Here is a 19,431-nt window from a genome sequence, read left to right as displayed (position 1 = left end):
ACCAAGGATATTCATAGTTTGCTAACTATCAATATACGCCTTGCCCTACCCCTGTCGTCAACAGGGGGTGACGGGGGGCATGAATGAATTGTTGTTCATGCCGGGGATTTTGCGCGGCCTTATGGCTGGATCTGGTCCTCCAGCTTCATGGTCAGTGCCAGTGTGCTGCCCATCTGCACCGCCCGGTCCCGCCACTCCTGGTAGCGCACCGCGTCCCGGCTGCTGAAATGCACCGCCAACTCCTCGGCTGCCTGTACCACCCCCGCCGCGGCCGCCAGCTCCAGCCAGTACAACGCGGCCTTGAGGTCGGCATCCACATACAGCCCGTGCATCAACCGGTAACCCACCTCGAAACGGCAGCGTGCCTCACCTCGCTCGGCCCCACGCATGAACCACTGGTAAGCCTGCACCAGGTCGACCTGCCAATCCTGGTCGCCATCGCACACTTCTTCCTCATACAGGTCACCCAATGCTGCAGCCGCGTGCAACATGCCCCGTTCGAAGGCCTGCCGGTAGCACTCCGCCGCCTGCACGTAGGAGGGGTCGATGCCTTTGCCAAAATAATGCTGCTGCCCGAGATTGAACCAGGCGGCGGCATTGCCCTGCAGAGCAGCCATGCGCAGCAGGTGACCGGCCAGCACGGTATCGGCGCGCCAGTACTTTCCGTTGAGCCAGACCCAGCCGAGGTCGTTCAAGGCCGCCACACTGCCTTGCAACGCCTGACGGCGCAGGTCGACGTATACCGCCTGCAGATCACTGGCCTCATCCAGGCGGTTGACCAGCAATGAGCGCTGGCTGGGCAAGCCCACGCCGGCGAACAGGGGTAGCCGCCTCCCGACGGGGGTCGGTGGAGCGATGACCCGCTCGGGCAGAAGGCGGGCAAGCAGCGAATGGATATTGCTGGCAGCAGACATGTTCATCCTCATTGAACGACGCACAACCCCAACCTTCGGCTGTGATGAGGCGTGATTCTGCGTGACGTCACGTCAAAACCTGTCGCGAACGATTCCGTACCAGGCAACCAAATGCGACTTCCTTGATCTGAGCAGGCTGTGGCCAATTGCCATGCCCCTCGCGTGCCGCCATCCTATTGCGGCAAGCCTAGACAAGGACGTTATCTTTTGCCGTTCGCCACCACCCGCGCCACCCTCAGCCGACAGTGGGCACTGCTGCGCCAGTTGCCCAGCCGCTCCCCAGGCATAACCAGCGCCGAGTTGGTGTGGCGCCTGCGTGACGTGGGCTTCACGGTCAGCAAACGCACGGTCGAGCGTGACCTCAACGAGCTTTCGCTGATATTTCCGCTGGAGCGCAATGACAAGAGCATCCCGTTCGGCTGGCACTGGTCGGCAAGTGCGGTGGGCGAATTGCGCGGTAATTTCGACTTGCTGACGCACCTGCGGGGGGACGCGTTGCAACCGGCGCAGGGTGAAGGGGTGGAGCTGGTGGCGCGGATCAGCGACGCACTGGCGCGGCAGTTGCGGGTTGCACCGTTGAGCAACGATATGCAGCTGACGGCGCTGGAGCATGGCCACCGGCTACGGGCCACGGTGAGTGACGGTTGGCCATTGCGCTGGTGGCTGTTGAGCCATGGGGATGGGGTGGTGGTGGAGCAGCCTGCAGAATTGCGGGGAGAGATTGGCAAGATTCTGAGCAATGCAGCTGCTCAGTACCAGAATCTATAGCCTGTACTGGCCCTTGCGCGGGGCCACCGGCAAAAGGGCCAGTACAGGCTCACGGCCTAGCGCTGCATCCCCCAGCGCCGCACGGTCAGCCGCTCCAGGGTGTTGAACACCAGCCCCTCCACCAGCAAACCGATCAAGATCACCACCGCCAACCCGGCAAACACCTTGTCGGTATACAGCTCGTTGCGGTTCTGGAAGATGTACCAGCCTAACCCGCCCTTGCCGCTGCTGGCACCAAAGACCAGTTCGGCAGCGATCAGGGTACGCCAGGCAAACGCCCAGCCGATCTTCAGCCCCGACAGGATCGACGGCAAGGCCGCCGGCACCAGGATGTGCAACACCAGCCGTAGCCCTTTCAGGCCATAGTTGCGGCCAGCCATGCGCAGCGTTTCCGATACGCCAAGGAAGCCGGCGTAGGTATTGAGCGCCAACGCCCACAGCACCGAATGCACCAGCACGAAAATCAGGCTGTTGTCGCCCAGCCCGAACCACAGCAAGGCCAGTGGCAACAGCGCAATGGCCGGTAACGGGTTGAACATCGACGTCAGTGTACCTAGCAGGTCCCGGCCCAGCTGGGTCGAAACCGCCAGACTGGTCAGGCCAAAGGCCAGGACGATACCCAGCACATAGCCCTTGAGCAGTATCACCAGCGAAACCCCGACTTTGGCGGGCAGTTCACCGCTGGCCAGGCCGTCCCACAGGGCGGCGGCGGTTTGCAAGAAGCTTGGCAGCAGCAGGTCGTTACCCTGATAACGGGCTACGGCCTCCCAGAGCATGGCGATTACCAGCAGGATAACCGCCTTGCGCATCCAGCCTTGCTGCCACAAGCGCTGGGCCAACGGCAGTTGTCGTTCCAAAGGCACACTGAGCAACGGCTCCAGCTGCACCTCGTATTCCTGGCGTACAGGTGTAGTGGTCATGGCTGAAGCTCCTGTCAGTAGGCGATGCGGATATCGTTGAAGCCAAGGTCGTCAGCCTGTTCCGGGGTATCCGCTTCGTCGAACAGCAAACGGTGAATACGCCGGGCACTGGCCTGGAAGTCGCTACCACCCAGGCTGCCCAGGTTGTACTGGTGGCTGTGCACTTCGGCACGCACTCGCCCCGGGTGCGGCGACAACAGCAGGATACGGTTGCCAACCACCAGTGCTTCTTCGATGGAGTGGGTGACGAACAACAGGGTGAACCGCACCTCCTCCCACAGGAGCAACAGCTCTTCCTGCATCTTGCGCCGGGTCAGCGCATCCAGGGCGGCGAACGGCTCATCCATCAGCAGGATCTTGGGCTGGGTGGCCAAGGCCCGGGCAATTGCCACACGTGCCTTCATACCACCGGACAACGTGTGTGGATAAGCATCGGCAAAGGCGGCCAGACCGACCTTTTCCAGATAGTGCAGCGCCCGTTCCTCCGCCTCCGCCCGCTTGAGCTGGCCAGACACCAGCAGCGGAAACATGACGTTCTGCTTCACCGTTTTCCACGGTGGCAACTGGTCGAACTCCTGAAACACCACGATTCGATCGGGGCCTGGGCCACGCACTGTCTGGCCCTGCAGCAGAATCTGCCCTTCTTGCGGCTGGATAAAACCGGCCACGGCTTTGAGCAGGGTGGACTTGCCACAGCCGGAGGGGCCGAGCAGTACAAAACGATCAGCGCGGTCGACTTCGAAGCTGACCTGATGGGTGGCCCGCACCACGCGTTGCGCGGTGCGGTATTCGAGGCTGAGGTTATCCACCTTGAGCAAAGGCGGCGTTGCGACACGGCTCAGGTTGCTGGCCGTGTGGCCTGGCAATGGGGCGGTCATGATCGGTCAGCTCCCCTGCAGCGGGCGTTCATCCTGGAAGAAGTAGTCCTTCCACGACTCCGGCTTGTGCTTGATGGCGCCTACCCGATAGAGGAAATCGGCCAGTTTGTAGGTGTTCTTGGGCGTAACGGTGAATTCGTACTGTGGGTTGTCGATGAGCTTGATCAGCGCGTCGCGGTCGATCTTGGCCTTGGTTACGCGGATATAGGTGTCGGCGGCAGCCGCCTTGTCTTTCTGGGCGAAGTCTGCGGCTTCGGCCAGAGCATCGACGAAGGTCTTGTAGGTTTTGGGGTTGTCCTTGCGGAACTTCTCGGTAGCAAACAGCAAGGTCGGCGAGTTGGGGCCGAGCAGGTCGTAGCTGTTGAGCACTACGTGCACGTCCTTGTTGGCCAGCACCTGGTCCTGGAACGGCGGGTTGGAGAAGTGCCCGTTCAGCTCGGTGCCGCCCGCCAGCAGCGCGGCGGTGGCGTCCGGGTGTGGCACGGCCAAGGTGTATTTATCGAGGCGGTTGTATTCCTTGTCGCCCCACTGCTGAGCAGCGGCGTATTGCAAGAAGCGCGACTGCACCGAAACACCCACCGCCGGAACGGCGATACGGTCTTTGTCGGAGATATCGGCGATGGTCTTCACGTTGGGGTTGCTGCTGACCAGGTAGTACGGGAAGTTGCCCAGCGAAGCCACGGCCTTCACATTCTGCCGGCCCTTGGTGCGGTCCCAGACGGTCAACAGCGGCCCGACGCCAGCGCCGGCGATGTCCACCGAACCGGATAACAGTGCGTCGTTGATGGCCGAGCCACCCGACAGCTGCGCCCAGTCGACTTCGATGTCGATGCCCTGCTCCTTGCCGTGTTTCTCAATCAGGTGCTGGTCACGCACCACGTTCAGCAGCAGGTAGACGATGCCGAATTGTTCGGCAATGCGGATCTTGCCTTCGGCCTGGGCCACGGCGGGGGCGGCCAGGCTGCCGATGACCAGGCTTGCGCCCAGGCCGATGCTTGCCGCCAGGCGGCTGATGGATTTGCGCATGATGATTTCCTCAGTCGTCAGAACGGGGCATCGCCCTGGATGGTGGTGCGGTACAGCTTGCGCCGCAGGTGCGCGGGGCAGCCGGTGGCCAGGTGGATCAGTGAGCGGTTATCCCAGAACACCAGGTCATGGGGCTGCCACTGGTGGCGGTAAATGTTCTGCTCCAGCACGCTAAGGGCATACAGCTGCTGCAGCACGTCACGGCTTTCGTCGTCTGGCAGGCCGACAATGCGGGTGGTGAAGCCTTCACTGACGAACAGGGCTTTGCGGCCGTTTTCCGGGTGAGTGCGGACTACCGGGTGAATGACTTCCTTTACCTGCGCCAGTTGCTCGGCAGTCAGGGTCGGGCGCCAGTTGCCTTCGAATTTGGTCTCGGCGTAACGAGCGGTGTAGGAGTGAGCGGCACTGCGGCCCTCGACCACTTTGCGCAGGGCGTCAGGTACAGCATCCCAGGCTTTGTGCATGTCGGCGAACAGGGTGTCACCGCCTTCACTGGGCAGTTCCTGGGCATGCAGCATGGAACCGAGGCTTGGCAGCTCCTTGTACGACAGGTCGGAGTGCCAGAATTTGCCGGCATCACCCAGGCCGATGTTCTGGCCATTTTCGATGATGTTGGAAACGATCAGGATCTCGGGGTGGCCAGTCAGCAGGAACTGCTTGAGCACATGAATCTGCAACTCACCGAAGCGGCGGCTGAAGGCGATTTGCTGTTCCGGGCTGATGCGCTGGTCGCGGAACACCAGCACATGGTGGTCGAGGTGGGCGCGATGGACACGGGTGAAATCTTCGGCGTTGACCGGTTTGGCCAGGTCCAGGCCTATGATCTCGGCGCCGACGGCACCCGAGAAGGGGCGAACTTCGAAAACTTGCGGCTGGGCGCTGTCGATGGTCGACAAGGCGTTCAAGGCGGCTGACATTTTTCACTCCCACGCAGTGCGCGACTTCAATGGCGCGCAACGATCAGAAACGCACGGGGTTTTCCCGTGTGGGTTCAAGTCGTGCGGCGCATCGATTGGTCGACGGGTACGCAGTGGAAGCGACTATAAAGTCATAAGAGCAATATTTTAAATACCTTTAACGCATAACCATAGCACTGAGGACGGGGCGGCCTGCGATCAGATCAACCCGCCCTGCTCTTCTTCGTCGATGAGGTTGTTCAGGCTGCTGAGCGCCTTGCGTGCCGTGGAGCGGTTGAGCAGCTTGGCCTGCGCGCCTGGGGGCAAGTCAGTGATCTTGAACAGGCCCTTGGCGGTCAGCACATCGATAAGGTCTTCAAGCACGCGGATCATGTCCAGGTCGCTTTGCTTGAGCTGGTTCAGGCTGTTTTCCACAACGTCATCGGCGAACCATTCCTGAACATCGGCATGGTCGGCGGGGAGCATTTCGGTGAACTGGTCAAAAGCGGCTGCTTCTACCCGCAGCAACTGGCCAGCGGCGTCGCGTTGCACGTAGAACATGGCGGTGTCCCTCGTCACGTTGGTTCCTTGTTGGTAGACAGCAGCATAGGCAAAGATCGCCAGGCACGCAGGCCCGGCGCAAGAGTATGCGCTGTTGGCAGATGGCGGGAAAGAGCCGGGGCCGCTAAGCGGCCCCGGTGGTCTATCAGCTGTCTTTGTTGTGGATGATGATGGTTGGGTCGGCACCGCTGATCAACGAGTTGATCGTGGTGTTGGACCAGTTCACCCCTTCCAGCTTGATGGTCACGTCTGCGTTGGCGATACCACCTTCGGCGTTCAGCTTGCCTTCGCTGCTGACTTGCAGCGTCGTCGTGCCTTCCACCGTGGTGAGCTTCAGGTAGTTGTCGATGGTGCTGCCCTTCTCGCCCTGGAGCAGGTCCTTCAGGTCGATACGGTCGCCCTCGGCCACCTTGAAGTCCTTGATGACGTCGTTACCGATGTCGCCCGCCTTCCACACGAAGGTGTCGGCACCGCTGCCACCGATCAGGATATCGTTGCCCTGACCACCGATCAGGGTGTCATTGCCAGTGCCGCCCAGCAGGATGTCATTACCTTTGCCACCATCGAGCGTGTCGTTACCACCCTGACCGAAGAGGATATCGTTGCCATTGCCGCCCGACAGGATGTCGTTGCCGTCTTTGGCACCGGAGATATCGAACTCGGTGTAGTGCTCGGTGATGTACTGGTGGACATTGCTGGTGGTAACGGAGCTGACCTCGACACCGCTCTTCTGCGCGACGTAAGTCTGCATGGCCTGGTAACCCTCGCTGACAACACCGTTGAGGGTGATCAAGTCGCCGAAGATGATGTCATTGCCGTTGCCGCCATCGATAGTGTCGGCACCTGGCACCGTTGCTTCAGTGTGACCGAGAATCGCCTTCGCCAGGTCGGACGGGTCGATGTTGGTCTGCGGCTTGCCGGCGCTGTCGTATGGCTTCAAGTCGTTCAGCGTGACATCGCTGTTCAGGCCGATAGCCTGGACTTTGCTCAAGCCGCTGGTGCCACCCAGCACAGCGAAACTCGCGGTGGAGCCTGCCGCCGAGTCCACATAGTTCCAGTACTCTGCGTAGCCAGTACCGCCCAGGTTGGAGAACTCGTAGGTGCCATCGCCCTGTGCATGCAGGGTGCCGACCGTCTTGGTGGAGTCAAGCACCAGCGTACCCCAGCGGTTCTCGGAGTATGTCAGCACCTTGACTACGCCACTGCTGCTGATCTCGACCTTGTGCGTCGCGTCGGCCCAGGCACTGAAGGTATCGCCCATCTTGTAGTTGTTGACGTTGACCACATCGTCCAGGTTCTTGCCATTCTTCCACAGGCTAGGGTTGGTGTTCTCCCCGCTCTGGTAATACGTCGGCTTACCATCGGTAATGAAGTAGGTCAGGTTCTCCGCACCTTTATTGCTGGTGGCCATGGTGCTGTTGAAGAAGTTGGACGTGGTTTTGAACGCGTCTTCATAGTTGGTACCGCCACCGTTGTAGCCACCCACCATCGAGTTCAGTACCGCCTGCAGCTTGCTCAGGGCATCCGGGTCGGCAAGGTTCACCGCCACGTTCTTGTTCACCTGAGTGTCGAAGTCGACCAGGAAGATGTTCACGGTACCCGAGGTGTCGGAACCCAGGCTGGCCTTGAGCGAATTGAACACCGAAGCCAGCTGCGTCTTCGCGTCGGCAATCGACTTGTCGCTCATACTGCCAGAGCTGTCGACCATGAAGGCGATGTTGTAGTTCTTGCCCTGAACCACGTTCAGGCCCGCCACGTCAGCGACGATGATGTCGTTGCCTTCGCTGCCGGTCATCGTGTCGTTACCCGAGGTACCCACGCTGGCCTTGTAGGTTGCGCCATACACCGTGACCGGGATATTGCCGGTAGTGATGGCCGAGCCGCCCAGGCTTTCGGTGGCAGTCGAAGTGACAGTGATGTCGAACGAGCCTTTGTAGTAGGCCGGCGGAGTCAGTGTCAGGCTGCTGAGCTTCCAGCCCGTCACATCAACCGGGCTACTGCCTACCGTTACGGTATGACCCGCACCATCGCTCAGCACAGTCCCTTTCGGAATGCCGCTCAGGGTTACGTTCAGGGTTTCCGAGCCGTCGGTATCGGTCAGGGCGGTGGAGATACCGACCAGTTTCACCGAACCACCTTCCGGCCCCTCGTTGAGTTTGTAGCCGTCGTAGTAGCTCTGACCATTCACGGTGTGCAGATCGGATACGCCAAGGCCAGCATTGGCCATCTCGGTCACGTTCTGGTACATCTTGATGTTCGAGCTGCTCAGGTCGGTGACAGTACCCGAGCCTACCTGGATGTTCAGGTCATAGCTGCCTGGACCGGACTGGTTGGCATGGTAGACCTCGATCGGGTAGTAACCGCTGGTGGTCGGGGTAAAGGTGCCCGAAATCTTGCCACCAGCACCCCAGGTAGCCGTGACCACAGTGTTGCCACCGATCGTGAGCACGAAGCTGTCGTCAGCTGTACCGCTGAAGGTATAGGTCTTGCCTGCCTCCAGGTAGATCAGGCCCGAGGTCTTCGAACCGGTGCCAGCGGTGACGCTGCCATCGGACTGCACGTTGGTAATGGTGCTGCTGGAGTTGGCACTGCCAGAGTTGGCAAAGACCGTCTTCAGGTCGTCACCGGTAATGCCATTACCACCAGTACCCAGGTTTTTCAGGGAGTTCCAGACTTCCTTGGTCAGGCCTTTGGAGTCGATGTCAGCGCTGCCGAAGCTCAGGGTCGGTTTGTCGGCAACCGGGCTGATGTCGACCTTCATGGTCACTTCGCTGCCCAGATTGGTGCCGTCGTTCGGCTTGAACTTGAACTGCGCGTAGTCGGCCTGCTTGTTGCCTACGCCGTTGCCACCATAGTTGTCCGCGCCCGACTGGTTGAGAGCCGGCACAAACTTCAGGTTATTGGCAGTGATGTCAGCCTGGCTGATCACCTGGTTGACCGTCACGTTCACCCATGCCGTACCGTTGAAGAACTGCAGGGTGCCGGCGGCCGGGAGCGAGGTAATGGTTACGGACAAGCCAGTGTTGCCATCGGCATCGGTGGTTTTGAAATCACTCCATGCAAACACGTAGTCAGTGTCTTCCACACCAAACACCGCGCCACCGGGCGAAACCGGCAGGTGGTCGTTGTCGAGGATGGCAGTGGTCACGCTCGACTTGGTGCTGTCAACCTGCAGGTTCTCAAAGGTACCACCGGTGGCGGTCTCGATCTTCACGGTGAAGTTCTCGGTACCTTCGACCAGCTTGTCGTCGATGGTAGCGATGTTGAACGTCGTGCCTGTGCTGTTGGCCGGGATCTTCACGGTGGTGACACCAGAGAAGTCCTCACCGTTCTTGGCGGTGCCGCTGTAGCTGAGCGTGATGGTGACTTCGGACTTGGACGCATTGCTCAGGGTCAGCGTGTACTGGCCAGTTTCACCTTCAGTCAGCGAAGTGGTACCGGTGATGCCGACCGTAGTGACGTCGCCCTGGTTGCCCGTACCCGGTGTGCCCGAACCTGGTTCGTCGGTCACGGTGGTGGTGACCGGCGCCTTGTCCAGAGTCAGCTGTTCGAACTTACCGACGTCCGTGCCGCTGACCGAAGCGATCGACTTCACAACCGGGTCGTTGGCACCCACGTACGGGTTGTCCGGCGCGGTGACGGTGGTAGTGCCCACGGTGCCGTTGGCCGGCACGGTGATGGTGGTCTTGCCATCGTTCAGCGTGAAGGTCAGGGCCGAGTGGTTGTTGATCGGCAGGCCGTCCTTGTTGGTCAGGGTCACGGTGTAAGTGATCACGCCGCCTTCAGTGACCAACGGGGTAGCAGTCAGCTTCGCGATGACTTCGTCGGTGGTGTCGGTGACGGTGACTTTCGCCGCATCGCCCAGCTGCAGGTTCTCGAACGGACGGTTGCCGATGTCGGCAGCCGACTTGATGCCCAGGCTGATTTCACCGCCGTCTTTGTAGACGTCGTCGCCCTGCGCAGCGTGCTCGTATGGCGCGCTGGTCTGGCCGGCCTTGATGGTGACCTGGGCGTTGTTGCTCAGGGTCACGACCAGGTCGTTGGCCAGCGCCGTGTTGATGTGCACGGTGAACGTCGGTTTGACGTTCTCGGCCACCGAGGTCTGGTCGGCGGTGATGGTCACCAGCACCAGGTCGCCCTGGTTACCAGTGCCCGGAGTGCCCGAGCCCGGTTCGTCGGTGACGGTGGTGGTCACCGGCGCCTTGTCCAGGGTCAGTTGCTCGAACTTGCCGACGTCGGCGCCGCTGACCGAGGCGATCGATTTCACGATCGAGTCGTTGGTACCGGTGTAGACGTTGTCCGGTGCGGTAACAGTGGTGGTGCCCACGGTGCCGTTGGCCGGCACGGTGATGACGGTCTTGCCGTCGCTCAGCGTGAAGGTCAGGGCCGAGTGGTTGTTGATCGGCAGACCATCTTTGTTGGTCAGCGTGATGGTGTAGGTGATCTCGCCGCCTTCGGTCACCGAAGGGGTGGCGGTCAGCTTGGCCACCACCTCATCGGTGGTGTCGGTGACCTGAACGGAGGCGTTGCCGCCCAGCTGCAGGTTTTCGAAGGTACGACCATCGACGTCCACAGCGGACTTGATGCCCACACTGATCTGGCCAGCGTCGTTGTAGACGTCATCGCCCTGTGCCGCGTGCTCGTACGGCGCGCTGGTCTCGCCGGCCTTGATGGTGACCTGCGCGTTGTTGCTCAGGGTCACGACCAGGTCGTGGTCCAGCGGCTGGTTGATGTGAACGGTGAAGGTTGGTTTGACGTTCTCGGCCACCGAGGTCTGGTCGGCGGTGATGGTGACCAGCACCAGGTCGCCCTGGTTACCAGTGCCCGGAGTGCCCGAGCCCGGTTCATCAGTGACGGTAGTGGTGACCGGCGCCTTGTCCAGGGTCAGTTGCTCGAACTTGCCGACATCGTCACCGCTGACCGAAGCGATCGATTTCACGATCGAGTCGTTGGTACCGGTGTAGACGTTGTCCGGTGCGGTAACAGTGGTAGTGCCCACGGTGCCATTGGCCGGCACGGTGATGACGGTCTTGCCGTCGCTCAGCGTGAAGGTCAGGGCCGAGTGGTTATTGATCGGCAGGCCGTCTTTGTTGGTCAGCGTGATGGTGTAGGTGATCTCGCCGCCTTCGGTCACCGAAGGGGTAGCAGTCAGCTTCGCGATCACTTCGTCGGTGGTATCGGTTACCTGAACCGAAGCGTTGCCGCCCAGCTGCAGGTTTTCGAAGGTACGACCATCGACGTCCACAGCGGACTTGATGCCCACACTGATCTGGCCAGCGTCGTTGTAGACGTCATCGCCCTGTGCCGCGTGCTCGTATGGCGCGCTGGTGTCGCCTGCCTTGATGGTCACAGTCGCATCGTTGCTCAGGGTCACGACCAGGTCGTGATCCAGCGGCTGGTTGATGTGCACGGTGAAGGTTGGTTTGACGTTCTCGGCCACCGAAGTCTGGTCGGCGGTGATGGTGACCTTGACCAGATCGCCTTCGTTGTTACCGCCTGGGTTGCCTGGAGTACCTGGTTCGTCGGTCACGGTGGTGGTGACCGGCGTCTTGTCCAGAGTCAGCTGCTCGAACTTGCCGACATCAGCGCCTGCAACGGTAGCGATCGACTGCACCACTGGGGTGTTGCTGCCGACGTAGACGTTGTCCGGTGCAGTCACGGTGATCGAACCGGTAGTGCCGTTGGCCGGTACGGTGATGACGGTTTTACCGTCGCTCAGCGTGAAGGTCAGGGCGCCATGGTTGTTGATCGGCAGACCATCTTTGTTGGTCAGGGTGATGGTGTAGGTGATCTCGCCGCCTTCGGCCACCGAAGGAGTCGCGGTCAGCTTGGCCACGACTTCGTCGGTGGTGTCGGTCACTTGAACGGTAGCCGCACCGCCCAGTTGCAGGTTCTCGAAGGTAGCGCCCGTGGCGTCTACAGCCGAGTTGATGCCCAGACTGATCTGGCCAGCGTCGTTGTAAACGTCATCGCCTTGTGCAGCGTGCTCGTACGGCGCGCTGGTCTCGCCGGCCTTGATGGTGACCTGCGCGTTGTTGCTCAGGGTCACGACCAGGTCGTGATCCAGCGGCTGGTTGATGTGTACGGTGAAGGTCGGTTTGACGTTCTCGGCCACCGAGGTCTGGTCGGCCGTGATGGTGACCTTGACCAGGTCGCCTTCGTTGCCCGGAGTACCTGGCTCGTCGGTAACGGTGGTGCTGACCGGAGTCTTATCCAGGGTCAGTTGCTCGAACTTGTCGACATCAGCGCCAACAACGGTTGCGATCGACTGCACCACAGGCGGATTACTGCCGGTGTAGACGTTGTCCGGTGCAGTCACGGTGATCGAACCGGTAGTGCCGTTGGCCGGTACGGTGATGACGGTTTTACCGTCGCTCAGCGTGAAGGTCAGGGCGCCATGGTTGTTGATCGGCAGACCATCTTTGTTGGTCAGGGTGATGGTGTAGGTGATCTCGCCGCCTTCGGTCACCGAAGGGGTCGCAGTCAGCTTGGCCACCACTTCGTCAGTGGTGTCGGTCACTTGAACGGTAGCCGCACCGCCCAGTTGCAGGTTCTCGAAGGTAGCGCCCGTGGCGTCTACAGCCGAGTTGATGCCCAGACTGATCTGGCCAGCGTCGTTGTAAACGTCATCGCCTTGTGCAGCGTGCTCGTACGGCGCGCTGGTCTCGCCGGCCTTGATGGTGACCTGCGCGTTGTTGCTCAGGGTCACGACCAAGTCGTGGTCCAGCGGCTGGTTGATGTGCACGGTGAACGTCGGTTTGACGTTCTCGGCCACCGAAGTCTGGTCGGCGGTGATGGTGACCTTGACCAGATCGCCTTCGTTGTTACCGCCTGGGTTGCCTGGAGTACCTGGTTCGTCGGTCACGGTGGTGGTGACCGGCGTCTTGTCCAGAGTCAGCTGCTCGAACTTGCCGACATCAGCGCCTGCAACGGTAGCGATCGACTGCACCACTGGGGTGTTGCTGCCGACGTAGACGTTGTCCGGTGCAGTCACGGTGATCGAACCGGTAGTGCCGTTGGCCGGTACGGTGATGACGGTTTTACCGTCGCTCAGCGTGAAGGTCAGGGCCGAGTGGTTGTTGATCGGCAGACCATCTTTGTTGGTCAGCGTGATGGTGTAGGTGATCTCGCCGCCTTCGGTCACCGAAGGGGTGGCGGTCAGCTTGGCCACCACCTCATCGGTGGTGTCGGTGACCTGAACGGAGGCGTTGCCGCCCAGCTGCAGGTTTTCGAAGGTACGACCATCGACGTCCACAGCGGACTTGATGCCCACACTGATCTGGCCAGCGTCGTTGTAGACGTCATCGCCCTGTGCCGCGTGCTCGTATGGCGCGCTGGTGTCACCGGCCTTGATGGTGACCTGGGCGTTGTTGCTCAGGGTCACGACCAGGTCGTGGTCCAGCGGCTGGTTGATGTGCACGGTAAACGTCGGTTTGACGTTTTCGGCCACCGAGGTCTGGTCGGCGGTGATGGTAACCAGTACCAGATCGCCTTCGTTGCCAGTGCCCGGGGTGCCCGAGCCTGGTTCGTCGGTGACGGTGGTGGTCACCGGCGCCTTGTCCAGGGTCAGTTGCTCGAACTTGCCGACGTCGGTGCCGCTGACCGAGGCGATCGATTTCACGATCGAGTCGTTGGTACCGGTGTAGACGTTGTCCGGTGCGGTAACAGTGGTAGTGCCCACGGTGCCATTGGCCGGCACGGTGATGACGGTCTTGCCGTCGCTCAGCGTGAAGGTCAGGGCCGAGTGGTTGTTGATCGGCAGACCGTCCTTGTTGGTCAGGGTCACGGTGTAGGTGATCACGCCGCCTTCAGTGACCGACGGGGTAGCAGTCAGCTTCGCGATGACTTCGTCGGTGGTGTCGGTGACCTGAACGGAGGCGTTGCCGCCCAGCTGCAGGTTTTCGAAGGTACGACCATCGACGTCCACCGCCGACTTGATACCCACGCTGATCTGGCCGGCGTCGTTATAGACGTCATCGCCTTGTGCCGCGTGCTCGTATGGCGCGCTGGTGTCACCGGCCTTGATGGTGACCTGGGCGTTGTTGCTCAGGGTCACGACCAGGTCGTGGTCCAGCGGCTGGTTGATGTGCACGGTGAACGTCGGTTTGACGTTCTCGGCTACCGAAGTCTGGTCGGCAGTGATGGTGACCTTGACCAGATCGCCTTCGTTGTTACCGCCTGGGTTGCCTGGAGTACCTGGTTCGTCGGTCACGGTGGTGGTGACCGGCGTCTTGTCCAGAGTCAGCTGCTCGAACTTGCCGACATCAGCGCCTGCAACGGTTGCGATCGACTGCACCACAGGCGGATTACTGCCGGTGTAGACGTTGTCCGGTGCAGTCACGGTGATCGAACCGGTAGTGCCGTTGGCCGGTACGGTGATGACGGTTTTACCGTCGCTCAGCGTGAAGGTCAGGGCGCCATGGTTGTTGATCGGCAGACCATCTTTGTTGGTCAGGGTGATGGTGTAGGTGATCACGCCGCCTTCGGTCACCGAAGGGGTCGCAGTCAGCTTGGCCACCACTTCGTCAGTGGTGTCGGTCACTTGAACGGAGGCGTTGCCGCCCAGTTGCAGGTTCTCGAAGGTAGCGCCCGTGGCGTCTACAGCCGAGTTGATGCCCAGACTGATCTGGCCAGCGTCGTTGTAAACGTCATCGCCTTGTGCAGCGTGCTCGTACGGCGCGCTGGTCTCGCCGGCCTTGATGGTGACCTGGGCGTTGTTGCTCAGGGTCACGACCAGGTCGTGGTCCAGCGGCTGGTTGATGTGCACGGTAAACGTCGGTTTGACGTTTTCGGCCACCGAGGTCTGGTCGGCGGTGATGGTCACCAGTACCAGATCGCCTTCGTTGCCAGTGCCCGGGGTGCCCGAGCCTGGTTCGTCGGTAACGGTGGTGGTCACCGGCGCCTTGTCCAGGGTCAGTTGCTCGAACTTGCCGACGTCGGCGCCGCTGACCGAGGCGATCGATTTCACGATCGAGTCGTTGGTACCGGTGTAGACGTTGTCCGGTGCGGTAACAGTGGTAGTGCCCACGGTGCCATTGGCCGGCACGGTGATGACGGTCTTGCCGTCGCTCAGCGTGAAGGTCAGGGCCGAGTGGTTGTTGATCGGCAGACCATCTTTGTTGGTCAGCGTGATGGTGTAGGTGATCTCGCCGCCTTCGGTCACCGAAGGGGTAGCAGTCAGCTTCGCGATCACTTCGTCGGTGGTATCGGTTACCTGAACCGAAGCGTTGCCGCCCAGCTGCAGGTTTTCGAAGGTAGCGCCCGTGGCGTCTACAGCCGAGTTGATGCCCAGACTGATCTGGCCAGCGTCGTTGTAAACGTCATCGCCTTGTGCAGCGTGCTCGTATGGCGCGCTGGTGTCGCCTGCCTTGATGGTCACAGTCGCATCGTTGCTCAGGGTCACGACCAGGTCGTGATCCAGCGGCTGGTTGATGTGAACGGTGAAGGTTGGTTTGACGTTTTCGGCCACCGAGGTCTGGTCGGCGGTGATGGTCACCAGTACCAGATCGCCTTCGTTGCCAGTGCCCGGGGTGCCCGAGCCTGGTTCGTCGGTAACGGTGGTGGTGACCGGCGCCTTGTCCAGGGTCAGCTGTTCGAACTTGCCGACATCGTCACCGCTGACCGAAGCGATCGATTTCACGATCGAGTCGTTGGTACCGGTGTAGACGTTGTCCGGCGCAGTCACGGTGGTGGTGCCCACGGTGCCGTTGGCCGGCACGGTGATGACGGTCTTGCCGTCGCTCAGCGTGAAGGTCAGGGCGCCGTGGTTGTTGATCGGCAGGCCGTCCTTGTTGGTCAGGGTCACGGTGTAGGTGATCACGCCGCCTTCAGTGACCGACGGGGTAGCAGTCAGCTTCGCGATGACTTCGTCGGTGGTGTCGGTGACCTGAACGGAGGCGTTGCCGCCCAGCTGCAGGTTTTCGAAGGTACGACCATCGACGTCCACCGCCGACTTGATGCCCACACTGATCTGGCCAGCGTCGTTGTAGACGTCATCGCCCTGTGCCGCGTGCTCGTATGGCGCGCTGGTGTCACCGGCCTTGATGGTGACCTGGGCGTTGTTGCTCAGGGTCACGACCAGGTCGTGGTCCAGCGGCTGGTTGATGTGCACGGTAAACGTCGGTTTGACGTTTTCGGCCACCGAGGTCTGGTCGGCGGTGATGGTAACCAGTACCAGATCGCCTTCGTTGCCAGTGCCCGGGGTGCCCGAGCCTGGTTCGTCGGTGACGGTGGTGGTCACCGGCGCCTTGTCCAGGGTCAGTTGCTCGAACTTGCCGACGTCGGTGCCGCTGACCGAGGCGATCGATTTCACGATCGAGTCGTTGGTACCGGTGTAGACGTTGTCCGGTGCGGTAACAGTGGTGGTGCCCACGGTGCCGTTGGCCGGCACGGTGATGACGGTCTTGCCGTCGCTCAGCGTGAAGGTCAGGGCCGAGTGGTTGTTGATCGGCAGGCCGTCTTTGTTGGTCAGCGTGATGGTGTAGGTGATCTCGCCGCCTTCAGTGACCGACGGGGTAGCAGTCAGCTTCGCGATGACTTCGTCGGTGGTGTCGGTGACCTGAACGGAGGCGTTGCCGCCCAGCTGCAGGTTCTCGAAGGTAGCGCCGGTGGCGTCTACAGCCGACTTGATGCCCACACTGATCTGGCCAGCGTCGTTGTAGACGTCATCGCCTTGTGCCGCGTGCTCGTATGGCGCGCTGGTGTCACCGGCCTTGATGGTGACCTGAGCATCGTTGCTCAGGGTCACGACCAGGTCGTGGTCCAGCGGCTGGTTGATGTGCACGGTGAACGTCGGTTTGACGTTTTCGGCCACCGAAGCCTGGTCGGCGGTGATGGTGACTTTGACCAGGTCGCCTTCGTTGTTGCCGCCTGGGTTGCCTGGAGTACCTGGCTCGTCGGTCACGGTGGTGGTGACCGGCGTCTTGTCCAGGGTCAGCTGCTCGAACTTACCGACGTCAGCGCCTGCAACGGTCGCGATGGAGTTAACCACCGCTGGGTTGGTGCCGACGTAGACGTTGTCCGGGGCAGTCACGGTGATCGAACCAGTAGTGCCATTGGCCGGCACGGTGATGACGGTTTTGCCGTCGCTCAGAGTGAAGGTCAGCGCACCGTGGTTGTTGATCAGCAGACCATCTTTGTTGGTCAGCGTGATGGTGTAAGTGATTTCGCCGCCTTCGGTAACCGACGGGGTCGCGGTCAGCTTGGCCACGACTTCGTCGGTGGTGTCGGTGACATCCACTTTCGCAGCGCCGCCCAGCTCCAGGTTCTCGAAGGTACGGCCGTCAACGTCCACAGCGGACTTGATGCCAACGCTGATTTCACCGGCGTCTTTGTAGACGTCATCGCCTTGTGCCGCGTGCTCGTATGGCGCGCTGGTGTCACCGGCCTTGATGGTGACCTGAGCATCGTTGCTCAGGGTCACGACCAGGTCGTGGTCCAGCGGCTGGTTGATGTGCACGGTGAACGTCGGTTTGACGTTCTCGGCCACCGAAGTCTGGTCGGCGGTGATGGTGACCTTGACGATGTCGCCTTCGTTGCCCGGGGTACCTGGCTCGTCGGTAACCTCGGTGCTGACCGGCGTCTTGTCCAGGTTCAGGTTTTCGAACTTCCACGCATCCGCGCCGCTGACGGCGTCGATGGCATTGACCACCGGCTCGTTAGCGCCGACATAGACGTTATCCGGCGCGGTTGCAGTGGCCGAGCCGGTGGTGCTGTTCGCGGGCACGATGACCGTGGTGCCATCGGTCAGCTTGAAGTACAGCTCTGCGTGGTTGTTGATCGGCAGACCGTCTTTGTTGGTCAGCGTGATTGTGTAGGTGATCTCCCCGCCTTCGGTTACCGACTGGCTTGCGGTCAATTTGGCCACAACTTCGTCGACGGTGTCAGTCACTTTGACCGAAGCATCGCCGCCCAGTTGCAGGTTCTCGAAGGCCGCACCGGTGGCGTCTACCGCCGACTTGATGCCGAGGGAGATTTCGCCGGCGTCCTGGTAAACGTCATCGCCCTGCGCAGCGTGCTCGTATGGCGCGCTGGTCTGGCCGGCCTTGATGGTGACCTGAGCGTTGTTGCTCAGAGTCACGACCAGGTCGTGGGCCAGTGCAGTGTTGATGTGTACGGTGAAGGTCGGTTTGACGTTCTCGGCCACCGAAGTCTGGTCGGCGGTGATGGTGACCTTGACGATGTCGCCTTCGTTGCCCGGGGTACCTGGCTCGTCGGTAACCTCGGTGCTGACCGGCGTCTTGTCCAGGTTCAGGTTTTCGAACTTCCACGCATCCGCGCCGCTGACGGCGTCGATGGCATTGACCACCGTCTGGTTAGTACCGACATAGACATTGTCCGGCGCGGTTGCAGTGGCCGAGCCAGTGGTGCTGTTGGCAGCTACGACGACAGTGGTGCCATCGGTCAGCTTGAAGTACAGCTCTGCGTGGTTGTTGATCGGCAGACCGTCTTTGTTGGTCAGCGTGATTGTGTAGGTGATCTCCCCGCCTTCGGTTACCGACTGGCTTGCGGTCAATTTGGCCACAACTTCGTCGATGGTGTCAGTCACTTTGACCGAAGCATCGCCGCCCAGTTGCAGGTTCTCGAAGGCCGCACCGGTGGCGTCTACCGCCGACTTGATGCCGAGGGAGATTTCGCCGGCGTCCTGGTAAACGTCATCGCCCTGCGCAGCGTGCTCGTATGGCGCGCTGGTCTCGCCGGCCTTGATGGTGACCTGAGCGTTGTTGCTCAGGGTCACGACCAGGTCGTGGGCCAGTGCAGTGTTGATGTGTACGGTGAAGGTCGGTTTGACGTTCTCGGCCACCGAAGTCTGGTCGGCGGTGATGGTGACCTTGACGATGTCGCCTTCGTTGCCCGGGGTACCTGGCTCGTCGGTAACCTCGGTGCTGACCGGCGTCTTGTCCAGGTTCAGGTTTTCGAACTTCCACGCATCCGCGCCGCTGACGGCGTCGATGGCATTGACCACCGGCTCGTTAGCGCCGACATAGACGTTATCCGGCGCGGTTGCAGTGGCCGAGCCGGTAGTGCTGTTTGCGGGCACGATAACAGTGGTGCCATCGGTCAGCTTGAAGTACAGCTCCGCGTGGTTGTTGATTGGCAGGCCGTCTTTGTTGGTCAGCGTGATCGTGTAGGTGATCTCGCCGCCTTCTGTAACCGACTGGCTTGCGGTCAATTTGGCCACAACTTCGTCGACGGTGTCGGTCACTTGAACGGTAGCGGCACCGCCCAACTGCAGATTCTCGAAGGTACGACCGTCAACGTCCACAGCCGACTTGATGCCCAGGCTGATTTCGCCGCTGTCCAGATAGACGTCGTCTCCCTGTGCGGCGTGCTCGTATGGCGCGCTGGTGTCACCGGCCTTGATGGTGACTTGAGCGTTGTTGCTCAGGGTCACGACCAGGTCGTGATCCAGCGGCTGGTTGATGTGTACGGTGAAGGTCGGTTTGACGTTCTCGGCCACCGAGGTCTG

At 61.0% G+C, this 19,431-nt stretch carries 8 protein-coding genes; 1 reads left to right on the top strand and 7 read right to left on the bottom strand.

Features of this window, described 5'->3' with window-relative positions; all coding sequences use genetic code 11:
• Positions 1-119: 119 nt before the first annotated feature.
• Positions 120-914, bottom strand: coding sequence for a tetratricopeptide repeat protein (locus FHW75_RS21070; protein ID WP_025754965.1), 795 nt, complete (start codon positions 912-914; stop codon positions 120-122).
• A 207-nt stretch (positions 915-1,121) separates the two neighbouring features.
• On the opposite strand from FHW75_RS21070, the gene FHW75_RS21065 reads away from it, so the two are divergent.
• Positions 1,122-1,682 (top strand): WYL domain-containing protein, encoded by a 561-nt coding sequence (locus tag FHW75_RS21065; RefSeq protein WP_019097414.1) that lies wholly within the window; start codon positions 1,122-1,124, stop codon positions 1,680-1,682.
• Positions 1,683-1,738: 56 nt separating this feature from the next.
• Here the strand turns inward: FHW75_RS21065 and FHW75_RS21060 are convergent, their stop codons facing one another.
• From FHW75_RS21060 to FHW75_RS21035, 6 genes are all read right to left on the bottom strand, one after another.
• On the bottom strand, positions 1,739-2,602 hold the full coding sequence (locus tag FHW75_RS21060; RefSeq protein WP_025754966.1) for an ABC transporter permease: 864 nt from the start codon (positions 2,600-2,602) through the stop codon (positions 1,739-1,741).
• A gap of 14 nt (positions 2,603-2,616) precedes the next feature.
• On the bottom strand, positions 2,617-3,480 hold the full coding sequence (locus FHW75_RS21055; RefSeq protein ID WP_016714392.1) for an ABC transporter ATP-binding protein: 864 nt from the start codon (positions 3,478-3,480) through the stop codon (positions 2,617-2,619).
• Positions 3,481-3,486: 6 nt separating this feature from the next.
• The gene (locus tag FHW75_RS21050; protein WP_183674483.1) at positions 3,487-4,506 is read right to left on the bottom strand and encodes an ABC transporter substrate-binding protein; all 1,020 of its coding nucleotides are present in this window, start codon (positions 4,504-4,506) and stop codon (positions 3,487-3,489) included.
• A gap of 17 nt (positions 4,507-4,523) precedes the next feature.
• Entirely contained in the window at positions 4,524-5,423 is a 900-nt protein-coding gene (locus FHW75_RS21045; protein ID WP_019097410.1) for a TauD/TfdA family dioxygenase, read from the bottom strand.
• A gap of 198 nt (positions 5,424-5,621) precedes the next feature.
• Positions 5,622-5,963 carry a hypothetical protein gene (locus tag FHW75_RS21040; protein WP_016714389.1) on the bottom strand — a complete coding sequence of 114 codons (342 nt, stop codon included), beginning with the start codon at positions 5,961-5,963 and terminating at the stop codon, positions 5,622-5,624.
• A gap of 145 nt (positions 5,964-6,108) precedes the next feature.
• A partial coding sequence (locus FHW75_RS21035) for an immunoglobulin-like domain-containing protein (RefSeq protein WP_260308800.1) occupies positions 6,109-19,431 on the bottom strand: 13,323 nt, incomplete at its 5' end.

The sequence above is a fragment of the Pseudomonas sp. OG7 genome, from assembly GCF_014192825.1.
In the GTDB taxonomy this organism is placed as follows: Bacteria; Pseudomonadota; Gammaproteobacteria; order Pseudomonadales; family Pseudomonadaceae; genus Aquipseudomonas; species Aquipseudomonas monteilii.
Note: the sequence above shows the minus strand (reverse complement) of the source record. Positions and strands in the feature narration are given on the sequence as shown.